25 protein-coding genes and 1 tRNA gene are annotated in these 26,054 nt (G+C 63.3%); 13 read left to right on the forward strand and 13 right to left on the reverse strand.

Annotated elements, in window-relative coordinates; all coding sequences use genetic code 11:
- Nucleotides 1-230 precede the first annotated feature (230 nt).
- Nucleotides 231-1,916 carry a Na/Pi cotransporter family protein gene (locus tag HCN58_RS12280; RefSeq protein ID WP_171579655.1) on the forward strand — a complete coding sequence of 562 codons (1,686 nt, stop codon included), beginning with the start codon at nt 231-233 and terminating at the stop codon, nt 1,914-1,916.
- 3 nt (nt 1,917-1,919) lie between these two features.
- Here HCN58_RS12280 and HCN58_RS12285 read toward each other — a convergent pair whose 3' ends face one another.
- The 6 genes from HCN58_RS12285 to HCN58_RS12310 form a co-directional block, all read right to left on the reverse strand.
- The gene (locus HCN58_RS12285; RefSeq protein WP_171579656.1) at nt 1,920-2,258 is read right to left on the reverse strand and encodes a lipid-A-disaccharide synthase N-terminal domain-containing protein; all 339 of its coding nucleotides are present in this window, start codon (nt 2,256-2,258) and stop codon (nt 1,920-1,922) included.
- Nucleotides 2,258-3,046 carry a glycosyltransferase family 2 protein gene (locus HCN58_RS12290; protein WP_171579657.1) on the reverse strand — a complete coding sequence of 263 codons (789 nt, stop codon included), beginning with the start codon at nt 3,044-3,046 and terminating at the stop codon, nt 2,258-2,260. The genes HCN58_RS12285 and HCN58_RS12290 overlap by 1 nt, the downstream gene beginning before the upstream one ends.
- 25 nt (nt 3,047-3,071) lie before the next feature.
- Nucleotides 3,072-3,917: a phosphatase PAP2 family protein gene (locus tag HCN58_RS12295; RefSeq protein WP_171579658.1), complete on the reverse strand. Its 846-nt coding sequence runs from the start codon at nt 3,915-3,917 to the stop codon at nt 3,072-3,074.
- Nucleotide 3,918: 1 nt separating this feature from the next.
- Nucleotides 3,919-5,661 carry an ArnT family glycosyltransferase gene (locus HCN58_RS12300; RefSeq protein ID WP_171579659.1) on the reverse strand — a complete coding sequence of 581 codons (1,743 nt, stop codon included), beginning with the start codon at nt 5,659-5,661 and terminating at the stop codon, nt 3,919-3,921.
- 78 nt (nt 5,662-5,739) lie between these two features.
- On the reverse strand, nt 5,740-7,854 hold the full coding sequence (pbpC, locus tag HCN58_RS12305; RefSeq protein ID WP_512698831.1) for a penicillin-binding protein 1C: 2,115 nt from the start codon (nt 7,852-7,854) through the stop codon (nt 5,740-5,742).
- Between the two features lie 113 nt (nt 7,855-7,967).
- The gene (locus HCN58_RS12310; protein ID WP_171579661.1) at nt 7,968-13,181 is read right to left on the reverse strand and encodes an alpha-2-macroglobulin family protein; all 5,214 of its coding nucleotides are present in this window, start codon (nt 13,179-13,181) and stop codon (nt 7,968-7,970) included.
- A gap of 308 nt (nt 13,182-13,489) precedes the next feature.
- Here HCN58_RS12310 and HCN58_RS12315 point away from each other — a divergent pair.
- From HCN58_RS12315 to HCN58_RS12325, 3 genes are all read left to right on the forward strand, one after another.
- Nucleotides 13,490-13,566 (forward strand) — tRNA-Arg (locus tag HCN58_RS12315).
- A 113-nt stretch (nt 13,567-13,679) separates the two neighbouring features.
- Nucleotides 13,680-13,937: a hypothetical protein gene (locus tag HCN58_RS12320; protein WP_171579662.1), complete on the forward strand. Its 258-nt coding sequence runs from the start codon at nt 13,680-13,682 to the stop codon at nt 13,935-13,937.
- A gap of 189 nt (nt 13,938-14,126) precedes the next feature.
- Nucleotides 14,127-14,411, forward strand: coding sequence for a DUF3551 domain-containing protein (locus HCN58_RS12325; RefSeq protein ID WP_171579663.1), 285 nt, complete (start codon nt 14,127-14,129; stop codon nt 14,409-14,411).
- Nucleotides 14,412-14,476: 65 nt separating this feature from the next.
- On the opposite strand, the gene HCN58_RS12330 is transcribed toward HCN58_RS12325, so the two are convergent.
- Entirely contained in the window at nt 14,477-14,752 is a 276-nt protein-coding gene (locus tag HCN58_RS12330; protein WP_171579664.1) for a hypothetical protein, read from the reverse strand.
- Nucleotides 14,753-15,013: 261 nt separating this feature from the next.
- Between HCN58_RS12330 and HCN58_RS12335 the strand changes: the two genes are divergently transcribed.
- Entirely contained in the window at nt 15,014-15,265 is a 252-nt protein-coding gene (locus HCN58_RS12335) for a PilZ domain-containing protein (RefSeq protein WP_171579665.1), read from the forward strand.
- 233 nt (nt 15,266-15,498) lie between these two features.
- Nucleotides 15,499-15,798: a hypothetical protein gene (locus HCN58_RS12340; RefSeq protein WP_171579666.1), complete on the forward strand. Its 300-nt coding sequence runs from the start codon at nt 15,499-15,501 to the stop codon at nt 15,796-15,798.
- A gap of 192 nt (nt 15,799-15,990) precedes the next feature.
- Here the strand turns inward: HCN58_RS12340 and HCN58_RS12345 are convergent, their stop codons facing one another.
- From HCN58_RS12345 to HCN58_RS12355, 3 genes are all read right to left on the reverse strand, one after another.
- Nucleotides 15,991-16,314, reverse strand: coding sequence for an H-NS histone family protein (locus HCN58_RS12345; RefSeq protein WP_311966804.1), 324 nt, complete (start codon nt 16,312-16,314; stop codon nt 15,991-15,993).
- 1,411 nt (nt 16,315-17,725) lie between these two features.
- The gene (locus tag HCN58_RS12350; RefSeq protein WP_171579667.1) at nt 17,726-18,034 is read right to left on the reverse strand and encodes a hypothetical protein; all 309 of its coding nucleotides are present in this window, start codon (nt 18,032-18,034) and stop codon (nt 17,726-17,728) included.
- 44 nt (nt 18,035-18,078) lie between these two features.
- A complete protein-coding gene (locus tag HCN58_RS12355) occupies nt 18,079-18,324 on the reverse strand; it encodes a hypothetical protein (RefSeq protein WP_171579668.1) in 246 nt (81 codons plus the stop codon).
- A gap of 208 nt (nt 18,325-18,532) precedes the next feature.
- Between HCN58_RS12355 and HCN58_RS12360 the strand changes: the two genes are divergently transcribed.
- On the forward strand, nt 18,533-18,748 hold the full coding sequence (locus HCN58_RS12360) for a hypothetical protein (RefSeq protein ID WP_171579669.1): 216 nt from the start codon (nt 18,533-18,535) through the stop codon (nt 18,746-18,748).
- A gap of 29 nt (nt 18,749-18,777) precedes the next feature.
- On the opposite strand, the gene HCN58_RS12365 is transcribed toward HCN58_RS12360, so the two are convergent.
- Nucleotides 18,778-18,942: a hypothetical protein gene (locus tag HCN58_RS12365; RefSeq protein WP_171579670.1), complete on the reverse strand. Its 165-nt coding sequence runs from the start codon at nt 18,940-18,942 to the stop codon at nt 18,778-18,780.
- 127 nt (nt 18,943-19,069) lie between these two features.
- On the opposite strand from HCN58_RS12365, the gene HCN58_RS12370 reads away from it, so the two are divergent.
- Complete coding sequence (locus tag HCN58_RS12370; protein ID WP_171579671.1) at nt 19,070-19,423, forward strand: DUF6481 family protein; 354 nt, start codon at nt 19,070-19,072, stop codon at nt 19,421-19,423.
- Nucleotides 19,424-19,581: 158 nt separating this feature from the next.
- Here the strand turns inward: HCN58_RS12370 and HCN58_RS12375 are convergent, their stop codons facing one another.
- On the reverse strand, nt 19,582-19,824 hold the full coding sequence (locus HCN58_RS12375; protein ID WP_171579672.1) for a pentapeptide MXKDX repeat protein: 243 nt from the start codon (nt 19,822-19,824) through the stop codon (nt 19,582-19,584).
- Nucleotides 19,825-20,224: 400 nt separating this feature from the next.
- Between HCN58_RS12375 and HCN58_RS12380 the strand changes: the two genes are divergently transcribed.
- Genes HCN58_RS12380 through HCN58_RS12390 form a run of 3 tightly spaced genes read left to right on the forward strand, consistent with a single transcriptional unit; the run spans nt 20,225 to nt 23,153 of the window.
- Nucleotides 20,225-21,247, forward strand: a complete 1,023-nt coding sequence (locus HCN58_RS12380) for a TRAP transporter substrate-binding protein (RefSeq protein ID WP_171579673.1) — start codon at nt 20,225-20,227, stop codon at nt 21,245-21,247.
- On the forward strand, nt 21,244-21,798 hold the full coding sequence (locus tag HCN58_RS12385) for a TRAP transporter small permease (RefSeq protein WP_171579674.1): 555 nt from the start codon (nt 21,244-21,246) through the stop codon (nt 21,796-21,798). The genes HCN58_RS12380 and HCN58_RS12385 overlap by 4 nt, the downstream gene beginning before the upstream one ends.
- Complete coding sequence (locus tag HCN58_RS12390; protein WP_171579675.1) at nt 21,795-23,153, forward strand: TRAP transporter large permease; 1,359 nt, start codon at nt 21,795-21,797, stop codon at nt 23,151-23,153. Before HCN58_RS12385 ends, HCN58_RS12390 begins: the two co-directional genes overlap by 4 nt.
- A gap of 153 nt (nt 23,154-23,306) precedes the next feature.
- On the opposite strand, the gene HCN58_RS12395 is transcribed toward HCN58_RS12390, so the two are convergent.
- Nucleotides 23,307-23,981: a GntR family transcriptional regulator gene (locus HCN58_RS12395; protein WP_171580345.1), complete on the reverse strand. Its 675-nt coding sequence runs from the start codon at nt 23,979-23,981 to the stop codon at nt 23,307-23,309.
- Between the two features lie 168 nt (nt 23,982-24,149).
- On the opposite strand from HCN58_RS12395, the gene HCN58_RS12400 reads away from it, so the two are divergent.
- Complete coding sequence (locus HCN58_RS12400; protein WP_376701171.1) at nt 24,150-24,773, forward strand: TRAP transporter small permease; 624 nt, start codon at nt 24,150-24,152, stop codon at nt 24,771-24,773.
- A complete protein-coding gene (locus HCN58_RS12405; protein WP_171579676.1) occupies nt 24,773-26,038 on the forward strand; it encodes a TRAP transporter large permease in 1,266 nt (421 codons plus the stop codon). The genes HCN58_RS12400 and HCN58_RS12405 overlap by 1 nt, the downstream gene beginning before the upstream one ends.
- The last annotated feature ends 16 nt before the right edge of the window (nt 26,039-26,054 follow it).

Genomic DNA, 26,054 nt, shown 5'->3' on the forward strand with positions numbered 1-26,054 from the left:
TGGATCAGCTTTACCGAAGAATCGTTGGAATTGACCTAGCGCGACGGCTCGCAATGTAATGGTTGGATTCGAACTCCGTTTACCGAACCCGGCGCCTCGACCTCCGAACGCCGGAAAGCCGCGCCCGCGTCAGCGCCCCGCGTCGCAATTTTCGGCAAATTAAAGGGTTGATCCCCCCTCGTTAGGCGATAGCCTGACCTCTCGACTCGATTTGGCGGAAACTGACGCACATGGGAAGCCTCGTCCTTCTCGACCTGATGGGCGGCGTTGCGCTGCTGCTGTGGGGCCTGCACATGGTCCACAGCGGGATCCTGCGCGCATTCGGGCCGAACCTGCGTCTGTTGCTGGCAAAAGCCCTGAGCAACCGCTTCTCCGCCTTCGCCGCCGGCCTCGGCCTGACCGCGCTGCTCCAGAGCAGCACCGCGACGGCGCTTATCACGAGTTCGTTTACGTCGGACGGGCTCGTCAGCCTGGTGCCTGCGCTCGCCATCATGCTTGGCGCCAATGTCGGCACCACGCTGATCGTGCAGATCCTGTCGTTCAACATCGCTGCCCTCGCGCCGGTGCTGTTCATCATTGGTCTGGTCGCCTTCCGCACCGGGCCGCGCTCGCGCATCAAGGATATCGGCCGAGTCTTTATCGGCCTCGGCCTGATGCTGCTGGCGCTGCATATCCTGCTCAATACGCTGGCGCCGGCGGAGAACGCGCCGGGCGTGCGCGTGTTCATGAACGCCATCACCGGCGATCCCGTGCTCTGCATCCTGTTCGCTGCGATCGTGACCTGGCTCGTGCATTCCTCTGTCGCCAGCGTGCTGCTGGTGATGTCGCTGGCCTATGCGCATTTCATCACCCCCTATGCGGCGCTGGCGCTCGTGCTCGGCGCCAATCTCGGCAGCGCCATCAATCCGATCGTCGAAGGCGCGCGCCGCGACAATCCCGCGAGCTATCGGCTTCCGCTCGGCAACCTCATCAACCGGGTTATCGGCATCCTGCTGGTAGCGCCGTTCCTGCAGCCGACCGCGGACCTTCTGATGGCCTGGCAACCGGATGTAGCCAAGGCAACCGCCCTGTTCCACATCGCCTTCAATGTTGCGACCGCGCTTCTCTTCATTGGCCTGCTCGACGGCATGGCGCGGCTGTTGAAGAGGTTGCTGCCCGAGCGCGTCAAGGCGACCGATCCGTCAGGCCCGCGCTACCTCGACGAGAGCGCGCTCGAGACGCCTTCGCTCGCCCTGGCGGATGCCGCCCGCGAGACCCTGCATATGGGCGACCACGTCGAAATCATGCTGCGCAAGGTGATGGCGGCGATGATGACGAACGACCGGGCGCTGGTCGACGAGGTCTCGCGGATGGACAACAGCGTCGACAGCCTCGACGAGGCGATCAAGCTCTATGTCACCAAACTCACTCGCGGCAGTCTCGACGAGCGCGAGGGACAGCGGGCGATGGAGATTGTCTCCTTCGCCATCAACCTCGAGCATATTGGCGACATCATCGACAAGAATCTGAGCGAGCTGGCAACCAAGAAGATCAAGCGCCGCTTCCAGTTCTCGGCCGAGGGCGCCGAGGAACTTTCGGCTTTCCACAAGCGCACGATGGATTCGCTTCGGATCGCGTTCGGGGTATTCATGTCGGGCGACATCAACGAAGCGCGAAAATTGCTGGCCGAAAAGTCCGCGCTGCGCAATGCCGAGCTCGCCGCCACCGAGCGGCACCTCGACCGTTTGCGCGAAGGCCGGCCGGAAACCATCGAGACCACGTCGCTTCATCTCGACGTCTTGCGCGACCTTCGGCGCATTCACTCGCACATCTGCTCGGTCGCCTATCCCGTACTGGATGCCGCCGGCGAACTCGCCGCCCATCGCAGCGCCGAAAGCGAGTTGCCCACGCTACCCGCGCCGGCGCCGAGCCGCTGACCGTCAGCGATCCAGCGTCTTCGATGCTTTGCCGCGATGCTTGACGATCAGCATGATGTTTCTGATGTAGATGATCGTGGCCATCGACTGGCCGACGATGATCACGGGCTCGCGCTTGGCAATGCCATAGATCAGCGTCATCAGCCCGCCCCCCATCGAAAAGAACCAGAACGCAATCGGTATCACGCTTCGTCCGGCGCGCTCGCTCGAGATCCACTGCACCAGGAAACGTGCGGTGAAGAGCAATTGAGCCACCAATCCAAAAGCCAGCCAGAAGTCGAACTTGGCGATGAAGACGTCGTAGAGATAGTTGCCGAGCGCCTGCCCGAACTGGATGAACATCAGAAAACCTCGGTCACAACGGGCGTGGACTTCTTGCGGCGGATCAACCACCACACGCCGGCGAGATCCATGATCCCGATCCATAGCCGGTCAAAGAAGCCGTAATTGGACACGCCGGAATGGCGCGGGCGGTCGATCACGTCGACGTAGGCGATATCAAAACCTTCGCGGCGCACCAGCGCCGGCAGGAACCGATGCAGCCCGTCGAAATAGGGCATCGAGAGGAACACCTCGCGAGGGAACGCCTTCAGCCCGCAGCCGGTGTCGCGGGTGCCGTCGTTCAAAATGGCCTTGCGCACGCCGTTGGCGATCCGCGACTGCAATTTCTTGAAACCGGTGTCCTTGCGCCCCACCCGCTGGCCGGCCGCGAGGCCGACGCGGCCACCGCCTTTTTCGACCGCCGCGATCAGGTCCGGCAGGAAGGCCGGATTGTTTTGCCCGTCGCCGTCGAGCGTCGCCACGATGGCGCCGCGCGCGGCCCGCACGCCGCTGCGCACCGCTGCCGATTGCCCGGATGAATTGGCGTGCTTCAACTGCCGGAGCTGACCGTACTGCTTCATTAGATCAGCCAGCCGCTCGGCGGTCGCGTCCGTCGAGCCGTCGTTGACATAGATGATCTCATAGGCCCAGCGGCTGCCGAGCGCGCCGACGATTTCCGCAATCAGCGGCGCGACGTTGTCAGCCTCGTTGCGCACCGGCACAACGATTGAAACGGCGACCGCATCTCTGTCGGCAGGTATCAAATCGGTACTCGTCTGGTTGGTTTGGAAGAACCCGGAACCGGGCATATCGGCCGTCGGGCGGCGACCGCTTTTATGGGGCGAAAGCGCCCCGGGCAACCCTTTTGAGGCGCCCGGACGAGGGCCCGACAAGGGACACGATGCTGCCGTCGCGCTGGATCGCAAATCCGAGCCGCCGGGCCGCAAACCAGTATCGCGCGAACATCGCACCGACGATGCCGATCAGCGCGCCGGCCACCACGTCACTTGGATGATGGGCGACCAGCACCAGACGGGTCACCGCAATGATGAGGGCATAGACGGCCATCGCAGCGCGAATCCTCGGCCAGATGACCGACACGGCGAAAGCGAGCGCAAAGGCGGTCGTGGCATGGCCAGAAGGAAAGCTGTAGTAGGCCGGGTTGCCCGCAAAGTGCGAGAAGTGGAACGCGTTGGCCTCGCCGCCGACAAATGGCCGGCCGCGGCCGATGCTGTATTTCAGTATTTCGGTGACCAGATTGGAGACGGCGACGGCGCAGAATATGAACTGCAGCCGCGTTCCGAGACTGAGGAGCAATGAGCGCCTGACGCCATGCAGGGCCGGTGCAACGATTGCGACCGCGATCAGCAATCCTCCGAGCACCGCCAGCACATATTCATCCTTGCCGAAATCGGTGAGAATGCGGATCCACCACAGCGAGGGCGTGCCGCGCTTCGGCATCTGGGCGATTTCCCATGCATCAATCGCGTACATCAGTACGATGATCGCGGCGCCAAGACCGGCCGACAGCCACAGCACATACCGCGCCGCGCGGCGAGCGGCTTCGGCCCGCCGCGAATGCGATGGCGACTGCACGAGGTGCGCCAATGACAGCCACGCCAGCGTGGCGAAGCGCGAAAGATAGTTTTTGGAATCGACGACAGCAGGGCTCGAAGCCATCTTACTCCGTACCTTCCGAGCGGAAGATGGCGATCGAGATCGCCTTGCCCTGCGAGATGTTATGGCCCTCGATCCGCTTCGCCACGTTGTAGCGCAGCCCGATCGCTTCGGCGCGCTGGACGAAGGCGCGCTCGGTGCGCGATTCCACCAGCGCAAAACGGCAACTGCCCTGCCCCAGGAAATCGGCCGCGCCCGATCCGTCGGTGAGCAGCGTGCCGGTGCCGGTCATGAAGACGAGGCTCGGCTCGTGAAAACCGGCGGCTGCGGCCTTGGGCCCGACGCAGACCACGTTGCGAAGCGCACGCGCGATCTCGGCGCTTGGAAACAACGTCGTCAGCGACGGCATTAGGATGCCGTAGATTCCGACCGCCAGAAACATCGCGGCGACCACGGCGTTCAACAGCGAGCGTTCGGCGCGGCTGTCCTCGAACATCCACCACGCGATCAGGCCGAAGATCATCGCCGCCGCCAGGAAGGGCCAGGCCGGAAATGCGGGGTAATGCGTCAGCTTGATAGCGCCGACGACGGCGATCACGGATGCCCCCGCCGGGATCGCGAACCACCATGCCGCACCGCGCATCAGCCAGGACCGCGACAGCACGCGGCGCTCCAGCGCGCCGGCGGTGAGGATCGCAATCGCCGGATAAAGCGGCAGCACGTAATGCGGCAGCTTGGTCAGCACCAGCTCAAACACGATCCATGACGGAACCAGCCACGCCAGAAGATATTGCGCGCCGGGCTCGCGCTGCGCGCGCCATACCGCCGGCGCCGCCATTCCCGCCAGCGCCGCGCCCGGCCAGAACGTGACCCAGAACAGCAGCAGATAGAGGCCGGGCGGCGCACCGTGGGATTCCTGCGCGCCAAGCTTGCTCAGCATGTCACCGCCGAGCGAGTTGGAGAAGAACGCCTCGCCCGCGCGCCAGAAGATCGCGACGAACCATGGCAGCACCAGCACCAGCGTCCACATCAGCCCCCAAACCGGGCGCAGCCGCCAAAGCCATGCCGCCGAGCGGTCCAGGATCGCGAGCGCCAGGATGGTCAGTCCGACGAACATCAAGATCAGCGGCCCCTTGAGCAGGATGCCGCCGGCCAGCGCCGTCCAGAAGATCGCGGGTGCGGCCCAGGGCGGCCGCACCGGATCCTCGCCACGTTGCCAAGCGAGATACACCCGCGCCATCGCCCCCATGGCGGCGACTACCGTCAGCAGCAGCATCGCATCCGTCTTGGCCAGCCGCGCTTCGGCGCCTAGCAGCACGGAACTGCACATCATCAGCGCCGCCAGCGCGGCCCCGCGCCGCGTGACAAAGGCGAGCGCCGCCCAGTAGGTCAGGAGAACCGCGCCGATCGCGCCGATCAGGGAGGGAATCCGGTAGAGCCAGATGCGCAACTGCGCCCGCGGCAGACCTAGCGATGAGGCGGTTTCGACCACGGCGGCCTGCAACCAATAGATGCCGACCGGCTTCTTGTAGCGGACCTCGTCCTGGAAGCGGATGTCGACGAAATCGCCGCTCTCGACCATCTGCTTGGTCGCCTGCGCGAACCGCGCTTCATCGCGGTCGATCGCCGGAATGTTGAAGAATCCGGGCAGGAAAAGCACGATGCCGCACAGCACCAGGAACACGATGGTGCGAAAATGGCTCGCCGTGGCGAAGTCGAACGCAGCGGCCACCCTGCGGCCGGAATGCGCAGGTTTTACAGGCTGTTGGCCCGCTCCAAAACGTGGGGGGTGCAAGGTTTCCACCATGCTGTTCGCATACGATGAAACCGCACTGCAAACAACACCGCAAAGCCCCCTAAGCCGTGGTCAATAGGCTGCTTTTCGTCACTGTACCCGGATTACGACAGTATCGGCTGCGCCGGTCGCGTCGATCACCGTCAGCCGGGCAAAGCCCGGTCCGGGCGGGTCGACCAGACGCTGGCGCCGGCTGTCGATCTCGCCGACCGAAGCGCCGTTCAGCATGACGGTCATCGGCAGCACGCCGCCGGCAACCTTGACCGGCATCGCGGCGGCCTGCCCATTGCTTGAACGATCGACGTCGATGCGCGAGCCGTTCAGGGGAAACTGGATGCGCGGCGCAGAATCGCTGCCGGTCCGGATCAGTTCGCCGACGGGACGGAAGCGCCGCAACGGCAACGGCAGCTTGGCGTTGCTGGCGATCAGCGCCCCCTTCGGCGCCTTCGGCAACGCCGCCGGGATCTTTCCGGTGCGCGCAAACGCATCGAACAGGATCGGCGCGGCGGCGGTGCGGCCGACCAGGCCCGGCACCGGCGCGCCGTCGGGACGTCCAACCCACACGCCAATGGTGATGCGGCCATCGAAGCCTACCGACCACGCGTCGCGATAGCCGTAGCTGGTGCCGGTCTTGAACGCGATTTTGTTGTGCACGCCGTTTTCCGGCGGTGGCGTGCCGAGCAGCACGTTCCCGACCTGCCAGGCGGCGGCCTGGTCCATCAGCCGCAGCGGCTCGCGCTCGTCCGTGGCAAGCATGATCTCGCGCAACGGCCGCGCCGCGCCCAGCCGCGCCAGCCCGGCATAGAGCTGCGCCAGGTCCTGCAAGGTGACGCCGACCCCGCCAAGGCCCATCGCAAGACCAGGCGCCTCGTCCTTCGGCAGCACGAGATTGCCGCCGGCCTGCTTCAGCCGTGACGACAGCCGGCTCGAGCCGACGCGGTCGAGCAGCGCGATCGCCGGCACGTTCAGGGAGAGTTGCAACGCCTTGCGCACCGGCACGGTGCCCTGGAACGTCATGTCGAAATTTTCCGGCGCATAGGAGCCGAAGCGGATCGGACGGTCGTCGATCAGGCTCTCGGGGTGCACAAAGCCGTCCTCGAAGGCGAGGCCGTAGATGAACGGTTTCAGCGTCGATCCCGGCGAGCGCACGGCGCGGGTCATGTCGATCTGTCCGGCGCGCCGCTCGTCGAAGTAATCCGGCGAGCCGACGCGGGCCAGCACGTCGCCGGTTTCATTATCGACCGCGATGATGGCGACTGAAATGTTCGGCCCCTGCGCCACGGCGCGGTCGCGTGCCAAGGCCTCCAGCGTTTTCTGCAACCCAGAATCCAGCGTGAGCTTGATCAGCGGCGTATCCTTCCCCGTCGCCATTGCCGCGTCGGAGGAATGCGGCGCCAGGATCGGCATCGGCTTGCGGAGCCGCGGCACCGCCACCGCTTTGGCCTGCGCCGCGTCCTCCTTCGACACGACGCCATCCTCGACCATCCGCGCCAGCACGCGGTCGCGCGCGGCGTGGGCAGCTTGCGGATAACGGTCGAGCCGGCGGCGTTCCGGCGATTGCGGCAGGGCGACCAGAAGGGCTGCTTCCGCGAGCGAGAGCCGCTTCGGCTCCTTGCCGAAATAGGCGATGGTTGCTGCGCGGATGCCTTCGAGATTGCCGCCGAACGGCGCCAGCGCCAAATACAGATCGAGGATTTCGTCCTTGCTCAATTGCCGCTCGAGCTGGACTGCGCGCACCATCTGGCGCAGTTTTGCAGACACCGAGCGCTCGCGCCGCGGCTCTATCAGCCGCGCGAGTTGCATTGTAATCGTCGAGCCGCCCGAGACGATGTGGCCGCGCGTGGCGAGCTGCAGCGCCGCCCGCCCCAGCGCCAGCGGATCGACGCCACCATGCGACCAGAACCGGCGATCTTCATACGCGAGTAGCACCTTCAGATAGCCGGGATCGACCGCCGTCTTCGCATCCACCGGCAGCCGCCAGCGTCCATCGGCCATCGCGTAGGCGCGCAACAGCTTGCCGTTGCGGTCGACGATGGTGGTCGAGATCCTTCGTGCCTCTTCCAGCGGCAACGGCCCGAGCGAGACGACCCAGGCTGAGAACGCGGTAGTGAGTACGATGAGCACGAAGGCCAGAGCCACCGCGATCCGGAAAAAGCGGCGGCGGCCGATACTACCGTCATGCCCGGGCTTATCCCGGGCAGCCACGTCTTCCTGTGCCGATGCAAAGGAGGTGGATGGCCGGGACATCTGGCGCGAAGACGGCGCTTCGCGCCTTCTGCCCGGCCATGACGAAGACTGTTGCTGGCGCGGCTCCTCACTCATTTCGCCGGACGCACCTCCACCGAGCCGGTGCCGGTGCGGCCGTAGCGCGAGGGATTGTACATGTCCTCGACATAGGCCTGCGGCAGCACGTATTTGCCGGGCGAGACCGCGCGCACGATGTAGGCCACCGTGAACACCGACTGGTCGTCGCTGGCACGGTCGATCGCCGCGGTGAAACGGTCATCGCGGAACTCGGTGTGCTCCGGCTCCTCGCCGTCCTCGATCCAGTCCAGCGTGCCGCTGTCACCCGACGACACCAGGCGGGGGTTATCGATCTCGAGGCCTGCGGGGAGATAATCGGCCACCATGATGTGCCCGTGTTCCGGCTTGGCTTCGGTGATCTTCAGCACCACCGCAAAACGATCGTTCTGCTTGGCCTTGGTGACGTCGGCGGGCTTGCCGTCGAGCGTGAAATAATTGCGCTCGATCTTGAAGCCGTTGGAAGCCGCAGGCTCCGGCGTAACCGGCGAGCCCGAGACCGAGACCACCGCCTGCACCGGCGCATCGCCGGTGTTGGTGATCTTGACCGGCTTGCCGGCCATCGCCTCCGCCTTGTAGCTGCGATAGACGGCGGCCGTGACCGGCGATCCATCGATATCGAGCGCCAGCGTTTCCTTTGACAGCGCACGCGCGGCCAGCACCATCCACGCATTCTCCTGCGTCGAGGTGTAGGGCGTAAGCCCCCGCGCCGCTTCGACTCGTGCGACAGCCTGCGTCAGCGTCGCCCGCGGCGCGTTGCCTTCGCTCGCAAGCGAGACCAGCGCCGCCGCATCGCGCAACGCCGAGCCGTAATCGACGCGGCCGAACTCGATCACGGGCTTTGGCGCCAGCGCATCGAGCGCCGCGCCATAGACCCGCTCTGCCCGCACCTTGTCGCCGACCAGGGCCAGTGCCGCCGCGAGCTGTGATTTCGCCATCGACGTCGCGAGATGGTTCAGCTTGGTGTCGGCGAGATAGCGCAGGTCGCCGATAGGGGCTGCGCCATTGCGCGCGAGCACGTAGAGGCCGTAGGCCAGATCGCGGCCGCCGTCCTTTTCCGGCTCGTTGGCATTGACCACGGAGTTACGGATGCGCTCGAGCGCGTTCTTGAACAGCACGTCCGGCACCGCAAAACCCTTTTCGCGGGCTCGCGTCAGGAAGTCGGTCACGTAGGCGTCGAGCCAGGCGTCGTCGCCACCGGCCGACCACAGGCCGAACGAGCCGTTAGAGCCCTGGCGGGCCAGGAGCCTTTCGATCGCGTCTTTGATGCGCTGGTCGACCGCGGTATCCATCGCCAGGTGCGCGCCGGCCGCGAGGTCGTTGACATAGAGTAGCGGCATTGCGCGGCTCGTGATCTGTTCGGAACAACCATGCGGATAGCGATCCAGCGCCTTTAAAATGGTCGCAGCATCGAGCGCGGTCGACAGGCTGACCGACAGCGACACGCTTCCGGTGCCCGACACCAGGTCGGAGAACATGTCCGAGGTCAGCGTCAGGCTCTCGCCTTTCGCCAGCGTCCGGATCGAGCGCCGCGCCAACACCTGCGTCGCCGCCTTGACGTCGAGCGCATAGTGCCGCGCCAGCGTCAGGCCATTCGGCCCCTTGATGTCGACGTCGAGATTGGCGGTTCCGGCGCCGCCGGCATCGAGTGCCAGCGACATCGAGGTCCGCTGCTTCGCCGCGAGTTTCACGGTGGTCGTCGGATTACCCGTCACCTTTACCGGGCCCGACGTCTTGACGCTGATGCTGTAGTCGCCGGGCGCGCCCTCGACATTGTCGAGGTCGAAACTCATCGTGCCCTTGTCGCCATTGAGCAGGAAGCGCGGCAGCGTCGCCGTCAGCACCACGGGATCGCGGACGGTGACGTCGGTGGCGGCGCGGCCGAGCTTGGTCGCAGTCCACGCCACCGCCATCACCCGCGCGGTCCCGGCGAATTCCGGAATGTCAAAACTGATTTCGGCGGTGCCGTCCGGCCCGACCGTGACGATGCCGGAATAAAGCGCGAGCGGCTTCTGCGTGGGCGGCGAGCCCTGCAGTTCGGCGCCGGCGGAATCGCCGCCGGTCCTGATCTGGCCCCGCGAACCCTGCATGCCGTCGATCAACTGGCCGTAGAGGTCGCGGATTTCAGCCGTCAGGCGGCGTTGGCCGAGATAATAGTCGTCGGGTGCCGGCGGCTTGTAGTTGGTCAGGTTAAGAATGCCTACATCGACCGCCGCGACGACGATCTTGGCGTCCTCGCCGGGATTGAGCCCGCCGAGTTTGACCGGGATCTTTAAGCTGGTGCCGGGCCGAACCAGCGGCGGCGGCGACAGATTGACGGCAAGCGTGCGCGTCTTCTTGTCGATGCCAAACCACTTCAGGCCGATCGCCCGTCCGGGCATCCGCAGCGCCGCGGCATCCAGCGGACGGCGCAGCGTCGCCAGCACATAGGCGCCGGTGCCCCAGTCCTTGCCGACGGTCAGTTTGACTTGCTGGGTGCCTTGCTTGACCTCGACGGTTTGCGTCGTCAGCAGGCGATCGCCGAGTACGTTGACGGTCAGGTTGCCCGCCGTGCGGGCGTTAACCGACACCACCATGGTATCGCCGGAAGCGTATTCCGGCTTGTCGATCGAGGTTTCCAGAAGGTCCGGCGCATCGGCGCTGCCGTCGGAATACCAGCCGACGTCGAACTGCACCGAGGTGACCGGGCCATCCGCCTCGGTCGACTTGACGTCGAGGCGGTAGCGGCCGGGCTCCGGCGAGACCGATACCCGCGCCGCCTTGTCGGCGGTGAGTGTCAGGTCGCCATCGGCGACGCGCTTGGTCGACTTGACCGGCTCATATTCCCAGGAGGAGTTCTGCCGGTACCACTGATATCGCGTCTCCATCTTCAGGAGTTCGTAGCGCAGGCCGTCTCGCGAAAGCTGCTTGCCGTCCGGGCTGACGAACACGACGTCGAACTCGGCCTTGTCACCCTCGGCGACGCTCTTGTCGCCGAACAGCGGCTTGATGCCGATCAGCGCCGCTTGCGGCGCGACGGGGAGCACCAGTTTGCGCTCGACCGCGCGGCCGCCGGTCTCCACCATGCGGATGAAGATCTGCGCCTCCTGCGGCCGCGTCGAGGTCGGCGCCTTGGCGAGCGACACCGGGAAGGTCGCCACACCATTGGCGTCGGCCTCGGGCAGGTTCTCGATCGGGGTCCGTTCGTTGGAGGCGGTTTCCTCATCCGCCACGCCGAACTGGTAGCCGGGATAGCCGGGCCGCCCGGAGGCAGCGGGGGCGACCAGTATGTCGCCTTCGAGCTGCAGGCCCGAGGCCGGCGCGCCGTAGAGGAATTTGCCGGCGACCTTAAGTTCAACTGGAGACTCAGCTTTTATGAACTTCTCCTTGGCCGAGACGTCGAATTCGATCCGCTCGGGGACGTAATCTTCGACCATGAAAGTGGTCTCGCCCACCGACGAGCCCTTGGGATCGGTAAACGCCCGCACCCGCCAGGTGCCGGTCGGGACCGCCGAATTCAACGGCACAGCCATCGATCGCCCGCCCGCGCCCTGGTCGGGGAGCTGGGCTCGGCGGAATTCGACGCCGTCCGGCCGCTCGATCACCAGCGTCAGCGGCCCGCCGGGCATGGCATTCCCCTGCCCGTCGCGGAGCAGCGCGGTCAGATAGACCGTCTCGTTCGACCGGTAGACGCCGCGCTCGGCATAAACGAAGGCGTCGGCACCAGGAGGCACCACCCGCCCCGACACGCCGCGGTCGGTGAGGTCGAAGGCGTTGGTCTTCAGGCTGAGGAAGGCGTAGTCCGCCTTTTCGCTCGTCACCGTCAGCAGTGCCGGCGAAAGCCCGCCCTCGCCGCGCGCGAGCCCCGCCTCGAACAGCACGTGGCCGGCATCGTCGGTCTTGCGCGTGGCAAGGATCTCGTTGTTGCGCGCGACCAGCCGCACCTCGGCCTTCGATACGGCTTCGGTCGAAGCCAACGAGTTGACGAAGACGTGGATGCCGTCATTGCCGGAAAACGCCGTCAGCCCCATGTCGGAGACGATGAACCACTGCGTCGCCAGCGAGCCGTCATCGTCGCCGCCGCTGCCGGGCCCCTTGGCCGCCGCCGTCATCACATAGACTCCAGGCTGCAGGTCGCCGAGCGCCTGGTCGACCGGGAAAGCCGTCACGACGTCCTGGTTTAGCGTGGAGGCGGTGGTAAGTTCGCCGGACCAGACTTTTACGCCGCGCTCGTTGCCCAAATCCGAGAGCTGGTAACTGGACAGCGTCTTCTGAAAATCGCTGTCGACCACCGTGTTGATCAAGTTACGATCGCCGATCCGGAACACGTTGACGTTCACCGACGGCGTATTGACGCTGACCAGCGGAATGCCGCGCTGGCCGGTACGCGGCAGCACGTAGGCGCGGCCGGTGAAGCGCACGAATGGCTTGCGATCGCGGACATAGATATTGAACTCGGCCGATTTCGGCAGGCTCTCCTTCACCGTGGACGGCAGGCCGGCGCGCAGATTGATGTTGTAACGCTCGCCGTGCTTCAGCCCGTCGACGCAGAGCTGCTTGCCTTCGCTGGTCAGCGCCGGCTTATCGGTGCCGGCCAGCGCCACGAACGGCGCGAAATCGATCCGCTTGGCCAAGTCTTCGGAGAACTGGAAACAGGCTCGCGGCGAGGCGCCATCGGAATCGACGGTATAATCGAGCAGCCGGAAGCCGTGCTGATCCCGCATCTTCTCATACTGTCCGCGAACCTCGGCAACCTCGCGCATGTCAAGCGACAGCCGCAAGCTATCCAGCGCCGGACGCCACAGCTTGCGCTCGGACATGGCACGGCCAAGCACGGCCAGCGCATCGGCCTCCTCGGCCTGGTTGCCGGCGCGCTGATAGGCGATGTAGGCCGCGGTCGAGGCGCGCTCGTACAGGAAGGTCTGCTCGCTGGAGCTGGCGGCGCGGATCTGGAAGATAGTTTTGGCGAGCCGCAGCCAGTTGGCGCTGTCTTCCGGCGTGGTGGCAGCGATCTGGCCGAGGATCTGCAGGCCCACCCGGAAGTCGGCGCGCTTGAAGGCGGCGTCGGCGTCGTTGCGCAGCGTCGCGGAGGATTTCGCGACCGGCCCCGCCTCGCTCTTGATCTGGGCCTCGAGTTTGACGGCCGAATCGGCCAGCTCGTCGCGCTTGAAGGCCTTGTCGGCGGCCCCTGCCGCCGTCAGGCCAAGCGCCAGCGTGGCGCAAATCACTGTGGCGCGAACCAAACCGATCATGATGGGCTCCTTGCCGCGGACAGATGCCGCGTAACGACCAAAAAAGGCGCGAAAAGGTGACGGACTGATGGCGGTGGCAAAGGCTTGCGAAACGGTCGCATGCATGGCGCTAGCAGTCCAAACGGTCCCGGCCGTCCCGTAGCGGACGGCCAAAGGGGGCGGGCATGTGTGTCAGGGCGGACCATATGAGATAGCCCGCCGTCTGGCTTTGTCGCGAACTTGAGGAAATCGGTTCGACCGTCTTGGCGGGAAGGCGGATTTTTCATATTGGCAGTGCTAGAAAGGCTTAAGGCGGATACCGCCCGGACGGTCCCATAGCTCAACTGGATAGAGTAACGGATTTCTACTCCGTGGGTTGCAGGTTCGAATCCTGCTGGGATCGCCACTGCCACTGCGCGCTTTCCGCAATTTCGACTTCATTCTCGTTTCGGCTGAGACTTGAGCCTATGATGCCGGCCAACAATCGCTTCCGTTGCCCTGACAAAGGATGCGGACGTCATGCCAAAAAAGGGAATCACCGGCCACGACGAATGGGTCGTCACGGAAGCGCTGGCGACGGCGCTGGTCGCACTCGAGCAGCTCGAGCCGACGCAGCAGTCGCGCCAGCAGATGGATGATATCCGGAAACTCCTGGCGGCCAATTGTCAGCCCGGGACCATCAACCTGCATCTCGCCCAGGCCAAGTGCCGGCTGAACCCCCACGCCGATCGCGCCGTCATCTATCGCGAGTATGGATTCGAAGACTGGGAAGTCTGAACGGCGGGGGGCTCGTGGCAAGGGTCGCCGGATGAATCAACGGATCGCGAATGCGCGACCCGTTGGCACATGCGGGCTATTTGCTACCTTGGAATAAGCTCCGCGCGCTGGTGTTCTGTCGTTACGGCGAGGACCGCGACAACCGCCCGATAGCGGAAATTTTGCGAGGAAGTCTGGGAGGACAACGGAATGAAGCTGCCGCAAGCATCTGCCACGGCAACAGCGCTGACGATTTGGGCCGCGACGATCGCCCTGCCCGCGTCCGGCCGAGCCCAGACCTACGATCCGAGCTACCCCGTTTGTCTGCAGGTCTACCAAGGCTTCGTGGACTACTATTTCGAGTGCCACTATCGAACGATGGCGCAGTGTCAGGCGTCGGCATCGGGCCGCTCCGCGCAATGCGTCGTTAATCCATACTATGGCGGGCCGAATGCCGGGCGCGGCAAGCGCCAGAAGCGGTACCAGCCCTATTGAGAATTGGTTCGCCTCGACGGCACGGCCTCGGCGTGCCCCTCACCTCAATCGGCCCGCCCCGCTATTCACCAGCCGTAGCTGCCGAGCGCGAGCGGCCTCGATGGAGTTTTGGCGGTCCGCGTCACGTCGGGGTGCAGGCAGCGCCGCGCGGCCGCAATCTCGGCGTCGCTCGCGCCCTTGCTGCGCGCCCACTGCTCTGCCGCGGACGCACTGTATTGCGCTACGTAGTAGCGCACCACAGGGCATGAAATTCGACGCAAAACACCGGATTGTTCACCCGCAAATCCGGCGCTTGGTATTCCGAGACACAGTGCCAGCACGCATATCCAACGTAAGCTCATGTGATTCCCCTCTGCACATGAGAGAGGGCATGGCTTTTGCCGAGGCATCAAGTCCGATGGCGAGTTCCGCAAGAGGAACAGCCGGCACTGTGTTGAAGTAGCAACTGCAATAGTCCTGACGGACGACAATTCCGCCCGCAGAACGCGACTTTGCGCGATCATTAAAATTGATTGTTTACGAAAAAGACCGAACTTGATTGCCGCCCCGGGACAATGCGGTAGCCTCTGTTGCCGGGGCTGCGTGAACCGTTGGTGGCTCAGATGGAATTCGAACGCCGATCTGTCGGAAGGACGACGATTTCGAAAAACGCGCTCCTGTTCTTTGACGCGCAGCGCGGTGTATTCACCTGCCGCGTTCAGGATGTCACGAATTCCGGGGCCGGAATTGAACTCCACGACCTCAATCTACTGCCCCTGAATTTCGAATTGACTTTCGACAATTTTCATAATGTTCGCGAATGCCGCGTGATCTGGCGGCAAGGCGATTTCGTCGGTGTTGCGTTTCAAAACTGATCGATTTGCGACCCGGCGCCCATCCCGGAGCGGTTCCAGCGGATACGCGTGGACAAGGCACATCCTGCATAGCCCCCGAGCGGGCCGGTGAAGCGGGCTTTCGCAGCGAGCAAAACAGTCTTGGAGAATGGAACTAACAACGAGGTTCCGCGTCGAATCCCTGCTTCAGTTCCGCCGGAACGTAAGTCGAACGCCGGGTGCGTCCGCCTTCGCATCTGTGACGGAGTTCGAACATGTCCTGGGATCGTCCGTTCGCTCAGCCTGTGCCGCTCCCGAAAGGACCGCCAGCGCAAACGCTGCGGGACGCCGCCGACTACATCAGGACCCTTCCTCAGCCCGAACGTGACCGTCAGGAATGGCGGCTTGCCATACAGATGCTTATTGATGCCGCCGAAGATCGTGGACCCATGCTGTTCGCGCGCATGGGAATTGTCAGAGCCTTGGAGACGAGTATCGAAACGACGCTCGATGCGGCGGCCCAGGGTCCGCGCCAAGGCAAGCTGAGAGAAAGTAAAGCTGAAGGGAGACCGTGACGCCAGCATCTGAGCCGAGATGGGCATCCCGCAGAGGGTGCCGGAGAGGCGCTTCAAGCTCGGCAGCTCCCAATCGAACAATAACAATACGCGCACGCAGCGGATCGGAGCGACTTCCGCAGTCGATTAGGAAACCAACGGTGGATTGGCCGAAATGCAAGGCACGCCGCCGCCGAATGGCTGCAAGGCAGCCTACGCTACCCGTCTGATTCGGAAATCATCGATCCGCTTGCCGGACTTCAGTTTTGCAGCGAGCCAGCGAGGCGTCTTCCCTCGTCCTGCCCACGTCTCGGACGGCCGATCGGGATTCCGGAATTTCGGAACGACCGTTGGATATGGGCGCCGCCCTGTCGATGATTTCGTGCGCTCAGCTTCGACGACGCCCTTGAGCTGCTTCAGGCGATCTTCAAGAAGGCGTTTCTGCGCAAGCAGAGTCGTTGCAAGCCTGGCGGCTACTTCTTCATGGAGTGCCCACAGCTCATCCGTGGACATTGATTTGAAGTCATTCCGGTTCACGACCGTCCCCAATCATGATTAGATGGTTGTCATCGTTGGAAGCAAAACATGAGCAGAATAAGGCCGATTCAGACCCTCCTTCAGACCGAAAAGTTCCCCGCGGTTGGTATCATTACACAATACAACCGTAACGGAATCTACCTTAGGTTGCACCGAGTTTTCTTTCGCAATTTCGCAACTTCTGATCGATTCAGGCGCAGAGCCCGCGGTGATGTGAAACAAATGGTCTCTCGTTGACGGTTCCCCTAATCGCAACTGCTTCGACGGGCGCTTTTGCGCGTTTGGTCCGCGCAAGTCTGTTGCACGCTCGTTGCAGCAGTGAAGCAAAGCGCAAACCTGGAAATCTCGCGGCGACAGCATTCGGGTTTCAGCTCGGCGCGATCCCGCTTAACCCGGGCCACGCCGCGTCTGCGTCGGCGGGTAGAATAGCAAGTCCTTGCGGACCACTTCCGCGAGCAGCGGCTTCGTGCGCGTTGGATCCACGATCGGTGCCGATATCGAGGACGGAAATGCCGCAATTCTCGGAGCGCCAGCGGGGATTATCTGTGACTTTTGTTGCACCCGATTGGGCGCCCCATAATAGCCGAGCGCTCGTCTCCCTGGGGTAGGTGATAGGAGCGGCACCCGGCTATTCGGGCCGCGCGGCGGTGCGGCCTGAATAGGAACTCATTTATGGCTTAAGGGAACTTTAAAAAGCCCTTGACTTATAACGATTTTGCCGAAAGCGCAGATTGCGCGCATCAGCGTTTGAGCTCCCAGGAACGAAACGACGCAAAACGGGGCCAAGACCAGATAACCTCACGTGAGGAAATGTAACGCCTTCGACGCGTTTCCCCTGTCTATGAATTTGAAACGGCCGAGCGCGAGGGACCCTTGAGTCCGCCACCACCCGAATTCGATCGCGACGAAGCGCTGGTTTGTATGGCGCTGGCGTTCTGCCTGGCCGGCGCATCGACCACCATTATCTACCGCTTGCTGGGTTAAGCGCTCCGGACAGATTGGTGGGTGAACGACCAGAAGGTCAATCTTCCGAGACGGCTAGAAACGGCAAATCCACGTTCAGGAAGAGGCCTAGGAACACTGCAAGGCCGCCGGCGACAGCCATCAACGGCTCGAGTGTTTGCGGTCAGGAGTAGACGAGGCCCGGAGTGCCTAGGAGTCCGGGCCTCGTGGCCTCCAGTGGTAGCGCCGTCGTGATGAACGAACGCCCTGCCCCCGCTGCAAGCGACGGCGTTATAGATCGCCGTTACATACTCGGCCAATCCGTACGAGTACGGTGGAGATGAAACGCTCATGCTGGCGCGTTGCTGCGCGCACATCGCCGCGAGATCAAGAAAGCGCATCTTGAAGCGCCAAGCAGGCAACTTGCCGCGCGAGCCGCCACGCCTCCGTTCAGCCGCCGCGTCCGCCGCTACCGCTTATCGAACGGAATATACTGATGATACTCCTTCGGCACCGAGCTTCGGTAACGCGCCGGCACCGTGCCGCGGTCTATCGATCGGTCGATCTCCTGCTGCCGGGTCATCTTGGCCGGTTTCCTTTTCTTCGGCGCCGCCTTCTCCTTTTCAGCCGCGGCGGTTTCCGGCGCGGCGGTAGGCGACGTCGCCGTGGTGGCGGTGCCGCCACCCGGCGCGTCCTGCGCGAGCGCGACGGGCGGCAGCGGCAGGAGCACGAGAGCAGCCGCCGACGCGGCCAGCACAAGACGAGACAGCTTTTGCATGGCAAACCCCAGTTCTGGCCTGCTCCGTTTCCAGCCTGATCCTATTACGTCCGCAGCCGTCCGCACACCGGGATTTTGGCGAGGAGGACGGGCGTGGACTGGCTATGCTTGACCCGGCTGCAGGTCGTGAAGAGGAATGCCAGTCGACTGCACTGCCAGTCCGGACCGAGGGCGGCGCTGGCGGCCGGCTCGGGATAAGACACGCCGATCACGACGAAGCCTATGAAGGCCAGCGCGGCGACGGCGGCGGCGAGGGCGAGGTTTTTGCGGGTCCAACAATTCTGGGGCATGGCGGTCGCTCCTGTTGGGAAGCCCGGAAGATAGGATCGCCCCGCCCCCGTTCGTGTGAACGGCTTCACAGTATAAAGGTTTTTAATGGGGCCCCGATCAGCGCCAGGTCGGCGTCAGGAATGGGTATAACTCGCGCAAACCCGTTGCGTGCGCGCAATCCTTGATCGACATTGCCCGTTCGGGGTGAGCGCGTGTGCGGGACGTGCGATGGACAAGCAGGAAGCGGGCTACGACTACAACAGGTACAAGCAATTGCTGGCGGAAGCAGTTGACGAGACCAAGCGGCTCGAACTGATCGAGATCATCATCAGAGAGAAAGCCCGCGAAAAACTTGACGCGCAGCTAATCGCAGACCGGGTCGCGATGACGGCGATGACGGTCGCACGCGTTCTCGGACCTGGTGGGCGCCGCGATAACTTCTAGGGTCGTGCGTTCACTTTGCGAAGCGAGCATCACCAGCGAGCCGACCAGACCGATAAGCGCGCAGGGGCAAGCAGGCCATATTGCAAGATCGCGAGCGCCCGGCCAGGGGCTGCGGTCGCCGTTGCCATCTCGTAGAGCAGCCAGCCTGATGTAATCCCGCTCATCGGCGTCAGTTTGGGCCATTTGCTGTTCACGCAAGTCTCCCCTGCTCTGCCGCCCCCCTTTCGACGCTGGCAATTTGCCCCGGCTTCACTTACCTAGGCGCCATTCCGCGCGCGTGGCGCGCCCAACCCCAAGAATGAAAGCGACAAGGCCTATTTTATGAGTGGATTCAAGGAGCCGAACTTCGCGGACCGCCAGAAGGCCGCGATGCAGGCGCGGCAGAACAGCCTGAACAAGTTTCGCGCGCAGCCGGGACCCGACGATCCCGAGGTGAAGCGCCGTCAGGCCGAGCGCGAGGCCATCGCCGCCGCCCGCGCCAAGGCGAGAGAGGCCAAGGAAGCCGAAAAAGCCGAACAGAAACGTCGCGAGGCCGAGGCCGCCGCGGCGGAGGCGGCCAGAATCGCCCGCGAGAAGGAAGAAGAGGAAGCCAGGCTGGCGGCGGTGGAGGCTGAGCAAAAGGCCAAGCGCGACGCCCGTTACGCCGCGCGCAAGACCAAGGGCAAGAAGAAGTAGGCACGACGCGCATCGCCGTTTCTTGCTGCCGATAGCGCAGCCCCCGTCATCCCGGGCTGGTGCGTCAGCACCAGACCCGGAATCCCGAGATTCCCGGTGCGCAATTGCGCCCCCTGAGGTCTGGTCCTTGACCATCCCGGAATGACGGTGCGGCTGGCTCAGTTCTTCTTCATGGCGTCGTCTTTTTTCATGCCGTCTTTCATCATACCGTCATGCTTCATGCCGTCCTTCTTCATCATCCCGTCCTCTTTCTTCATGGCGTCCTTGGACATGGATTCCTTCTTCATGCTGTCGTCCTTGCCCATTTTGTCCTGAGCGAGGGCGGCCGGCGCGAACGCGAGGCCAAGCGAAACAAGAGCGGCAGAAAGGCCGAGGCCGATACGGGTCGTGGTGGTAGCCATGGGATGGGTCCTTGGTTTGGGTTGGCTTCTCGAACGCGACGTTTGCCGCTTCCCCAACGACGAGGGCGCGACCGGGTTTGTTACCGGCCACGCCCCAAAGTTCTGCAATTCTCACGGTTAGTTGAAGCGGGCAAATTCAAGGCAGCTAACGCTCCGCGAGTGCCAAAGTTGGACGTATTATTGACGGAGTCTTCTGCGAACGGCTGCTCCCGGGCGGGCGCTGCCAGCGGTATCAGGCTTTGGTCTGAGGGCTGAAATCAGTGCTTGCCGTCGCGCATCGCCTAGACCTATCACACAGCCTCGAACTATCAGACTAGAGCAACTTCGGATGAAGACCGGCTAATATGGGCTCAAGCCGGTCCGGATCGCCGATCCAAGAACCGTTTGCAGGGGAGAAACCATGCTCACACGCCGCCATGTCATCGCATCCGCGCTTGCCGCGCCCGCCGTGCTTCGTTTCGGCACCGGTACCGCCCATGCCGCCACCACGTTGAAGATCTCGCACCAGTTCCCGGGCGGCACCATCGAGAAGGGTGACTTCCGGGACCGGCTGTGCCGCATGTTCGCCGCTGAAGTCGCCAAGCGCAGCGGCGGCGAGATCGCCGCCGAAATCTATCCGAACTCCTCGTTGATCAAGACCAATGCGCAGTTCTCGGCGATGCGCAAGGGCGCGCTCGATATCAGCCTCTATCCGATGCCCTATGCCGGCGGCGAATTGCCCGAGACCAATATCGGCCTGATGCCCGGCCTGGTTGCGACCTACGACCAAGGATTGCGTTGGAAGAAGGAACCGGTCGGCAAGGCGCTGACCGATTTCCTCGCCGACAAGGGCATCATCCTGCTGACCTGGATCTGGCAGGCCGGCGGCGTCGCCAGCCGTTCCAAGCCGATCGTCGCCCCGGAAGACGCCAAGGGGTTGAAGGTGCGCGGCGGCTCGCGCGAAATGGACATGGTGCTGCAGACCGCGGGCGCCGCCGTGCTGTCGGTGCCATCCAACGAAATCTACGCCGCGATGCAGACCGGCGCCTGCGACGCCGGCATCACCTCCTCTACCAGCCTGATCTCGTTCCGCCTCGAGGAGGTCGCAAAATCGCTAACCTCGGGCGCCGGCGCTTCCTACTGGTTCATGCTGGAGCCCTTGATGATGTCGAAGGCGATCTTCGACAAATTGCCGAAGAAACAGCAGGACATCATCCTCTCCGTCGGCAGCGAGCTGGAAGCATTCGGCCGCAAGGGCGCGCAGGACGACGATGTCGAGGTCGCCAAGGTCTATGAGAAGGCTGGCGCCAAGGTCAGCAAGCTCGATGTCGCAACCGTCGGCAAGTGGCGTGACATTGCGCGCGACACCGCCTGGAAGGACTACAGCGCCAAGACGGCAATGTCGGCCAATCTGCTGAAGCTTGCCAGCGACGTTGCCGCATGATGCATGGTCCGCTTCCGGATCAACAGGACCATTCCAAGGCCGCCACGGGCAACCCGCTCGTGGCGGCGCTCGGCCAGGTAGTGGCGCTGTGCAACAGCGTCATTGTGGTCTTTGCCGCGCTCGCGCTGATCGCGGCCTGCGTGATCCTCAGTTACAGCGTGCTCGGCCGCGCCCTGTTCCACAGCCCCAACTATTGGCAGGACGAGGCCGCGGTATTTCTGCTCGTCGGTGCCACCTTCATGACCGCGGCCTATGTGCAGGGCCAGCGCGGCCATATCGGCATCGAAGCCTTTGTCGGACTGATGTCGCCATTCGCCAATCGCATCCGGCTGTGGCTGGTCGATGTCGCAAGCCTGTTGTTCTGCGCCTTCTTTGCCTGGAAATCCTGGACGCTGGCGCATGAGGCTTACGTCGACGGGCAGGTGTCGAACTCGATGTGGTCGCCCCCGCTGGCGATCCCCTACGTGCTGATGGCGCTCGGCATGACGCTGTTGTGCCTGCAGATCCTGTTGCAGATCATTATTCCCTTTGCTGGTGCTTCACGTCGATGAGCGTTCTCGGAATTGGTATCAGTTACGGTTTGGCGACCTTATTCGCGATGTTTTCCGGCATGCCCATTGCCTTTGCGCTGGGCGCCGTCGCCGTCGTCTTCATGGCGATCTACATGCCGACGGCCTCCCTCGATACCGTGACGCAGAACGTCTACGAGGAAATGGCCTCGATCACGCTGTTGTCGATTCCGCTGTTCATCCTCAAGGGAGCCGCGATCGGCAAATCCCGCGCCGGTCAGGACCTCTATTCGGCGCTGCATGCCTGGCTGCATCGCGTGCCGGGCGGGCTCGGCGTCGCCAACGTGTTCGCCTGCGCGCTGTTTGCGGCGATGGCTGGCTCCTCGCCGGCGACCTGCTCGGCGATCGGTTCGGCCGGCATTCCCGAGATGCGCAAGCGCGGCTATTCCGGCGGCTTTGCCGCAGGCATCATCGCCGCCGGCGGCACGCTCGGCATTCTGCTGCCGCCCTCGATCACCATGATCCTGTTCGCGGTCGCCGCGGAGAAATCGCTGGGACGGCTGTTCCTCGCCGGCATCGGGCCGGGACTGCTGCTGGTGACCCTGTTCGGCATCTATGCGGTGCTGCGCTTCCGCAAGGAATTCGCTGCGGCGCAGGCGCTCTACGAGAAGACCGGAACGGAATCCGCGATCCTGCACCGGGACGAATTCACCATGGCCGAGCGTTTCACCATGCTGCCGCGGGTGATCCCGTTCGTGCTGCTGCTCACCGGCGTGATGATCGCGCTGTATGGCGGCTACGCGACACCCTCGGAAACTGCCGGCCTCGGCGGCCTGTTGGCGCTGGTACTGATCGCGGTGATCTACAGCGTATGGCGGCCGAGCGACCTGTCGCCGATCCTGAAATCCACCATCCGCGAATCCACCATGCTGATGATGATCATCGGCATGTCGCTGCTCTATTCATATGTGATGAGCTATTTGCACATCTCGCAATCGGCAGCGGAATCCATCGTCGCCATGCATCTGCCGCGCTGGGAATTGCTGGCCGCGATCCTCTTGATGGTGGTGGTGCTCGGCTTCTTCCTGCCGCCGGTGTCGATCATCCTGATGACCGCGCCGATCATCCTGCCGCCGCTGCGCGCCGCCAATTTCGACATCATCTGGTTCGGCGTGGTCATGACCATCGTGATGGAGATGGGCCTGATCCACCCGCCGGTCGGATTGAACATCTTCGTCATCCGCAACGTCGCGCCCGACGTTCCCCTGAGCGAGGTGATCTGGGGCACGCTGCCCTTCGTGCTGCTGATGATGCTGGCGGTGCTGCTGCTGTGCTTCTTCCCGGGGATTTCGACCTGGCTGCCGGATCTGGTGATGGGCCCGGACGGGGGGCGGTAGGCTCTCTCACCCGTCATTGCGAGGAGCACAAGCGACGAAGCAATCCATCTCTCCTCGCGTGTGGAGGGATGGATTGCTTCGTGGACCCTATCATCGGGCGCGCATTCGCGCGACCCGTTGGCTCGCAATGACGTGGTGGGTCCGCTACTCGCTTCACCGCCCGCCCGCAATCGTCCCTGCGCCCACCACCTGCAATAAATCCGTCCGCACTGCCTCGATATGCTGCTCCAGAAAACGGCAGGCCTTCTCGATCTCTTTCGCCCGGCACAACGCGATCAAATGGGCGTGTTCCTTTTCGGCTGTGCCCATCGCTTTGGTATTCGAGAGCTGCAGGCGCGTGTAGCGGTCGCTGGTCTGCAAGAGCGCCACGACGATCGCCTTGGTACGCGGCTGTCGGGCGTGAACGTAGAGCGCCATATGGAAGTCGGCATTGAGCTGCCCCCATTCGCTGACGTTGCGCGCCTTGATCGCCTTTTCAAAGCGCTTCTGAATGTCGTCCAGCCCGGCAAAATCCTTTTGCGAAAAATGCGGCGCCGACTGCGCCAACAGTCGCGGCTCCATGATCCCTCGGAGATCGAATACGTCGTTGATTTCGTCTAGCGACAGCTCGGAGACGATCGCGCCCTTTTGCGGGACGATACGCACCAGCCCCTCCGCCTCGAGCTGAAACAGCGCTTCGCGCACGGGAATCCGGCTGACGCCGTATGCCTCGCCCAGCGCATCCTGCCGCAGTTGGGAGCCGGCCGGATAAGTCCCGTCGAGAATCGACTGCCTGAGCTGATCGACGATCGCAGCCGACAGCGTTCGGTGCTTCAGCGGGACTTTCATTTGATCTTCCGTCATGGCCAGCCTTTCCCATCGGGCGGCCCTGTTTCGCACGTTGACATGGTCCTGCCCCAGCAAAAGCTGAGCGACCACAATCTCCATTTGACAAGATTGTATAAATTATACAATTTCGAATGGCACGAGAAATCTTGACGGGCAGCGGGGCTCTTTATGATCGAGCAGGCGATTGCGGACATGCCGGCGTTCAGCGCCCGGCGGATCGTTATTAGGGCTTCGAGCCTCCTGCTCGCTTTCGAGCGCATCGCCTTGATGGGGCTGATGTATCTGCTAACGGCGCTCATCCTGGTGAACGTCGTCACCCGCTATTCGCATTTCCCGATCTACTGGATCGATGAATCCGCCGTCTATTGCGTGGTCTGGCTGACCTTCATCGGCGCCTCCGCGATGACGCGGCTGCGGCTCGATTTTGCTGTCGCGATGCTGACCGAGCGTCTCTCGGCGCGACATCAGAAGTTCGCGAAGATCATTGCCACGGGCATGGTCGTCGTGTTCGGCGTCGCCCTGATCATCACCTGCTTTCTCTGGATGGATCCGATCGGGCTCGCCCGCGCCGGCTTCGATGCGCGTAAGCTCGCTGCCGAAACATTCAATTTCCTCTACACCGAACGCACTCAGACGCTGAACTGGCCGACCTGGGTGCTCTATCTGACGCTGCCGATCTTCGCGGTCTCCATGACCGTCCATGGTTTGGCAAACCTGCTCGAAGATCTCGAACTGGTGCGGCGGACGCCGCCGAAAGGTTTTCAGCTCTCCGAACTCGACGGGGTCAACTAGTGATCACGTCAGCTGCCTTCATCGCGATCATGCTGGTCGGCGTGCCGATCGGTCTTTGCCTCTGCCTTGCCGGGTTCGTCTACATCATCGCATCGGGAAATCCGGTGCTGTTCCAGTCCTACCCGCTGCAACTCTTCGGCGGTGTCGACAGCTATGGCCTGATTGCCATCCCGCTGTTCATCCTGATCGGCGAGATCATGAATGGCGGCGGCATCACCCGGCGCATCGTCGATATGGCAATGGCCTTTGTCGGTTCGCTGAAGGGTGGGCTCGCCTACGTCAACATCCTCGCCAACATGTTCATCTCCTCTATCCTGGGATCTGCGACCGCCCAGGTCGCCATCATGGCCCAGATCATGGTGCCCGAGATGGAGAAGAAGGGCTACGACAAGACCTTTGCGGCCGGACTGACTGCCTATGGCGGCATGCTCGGGCCGATCATCCCGCCCTCGGTAATGTTCGTCGTCTACAGCGTATTGGCGCAGGTCTCGGTCAGCGACATGCTGATTGCCGGCATCGTGCCGGGTGTCATTCTGACGGTGATGTTCTGCGTCGTCATCGCGCTGATGGGATATGTCTACAATTATCCCAAGGCCGATTATCAGACGCCGCGGCAGCGGGTGGCGACGATCCTGCGGACATCGCCGACCCTGCTGATTCCAATCGTGATCGTCGGCAGCATTTTGGGCGGGCTCGCCAACGCGACGGAATCCGCGGCCGTCGGCGCGGTAGCCGCGGCGCTGGTCGGAAAATTCTGGACCAAGGAGTTCAGGTTTTCGCAGCTCCCGCAGATGATGCTGCGCGCTGGAATCTATTCGGCCATCGTGTTGTTCCTGGTCGCCGCGGCGGCCGTGTTCTCCTGGGTGCTGATCTTCGGCAAGGTGCCGCAGGAGACCGCAGGCTGGATCCAGTCCGTCGCCAAGGATCCCGTCAGCTTCATGCTGCTTTGTAACGTGATCCTGCTGGTGATCGGCACGGTGATCGACGGCATTCCCGGCCTGATCATGACGGTGCCGATCCTGCTGCCGGTCGCGACCGAGATCTATCATATCGACCCGCGCCAGTTCGGCGTGGTCCTGGTGATCAACCTGGTGCTCGGATTGCTCTCACCTCCGGTCGGTCTTTGCTTCTTCGTTGCCGCAGCCGTCACCGGCGCCAAGCCAGGCAAGATGTTCATGGTGACGCTGCCGCTGTTCGGCGTCTCCTGCATCCTGCTGGTGCTGCTCTCGCTCTATCCCTTCCTCTCGCTCGTCCTCATCAAGTAGATCCAAACCCTTAAAG

This window comes from Bradyrhizobium australiense (assembly GCF_013114825.1).
Taxonomy (GTDB): Bacteria; Pseudomonadota; Alphaproteobacteria; order Rhizobiales; family Xanthobacteraceae; genus Bradyrhizobium; species Bradyrhizobium australiense.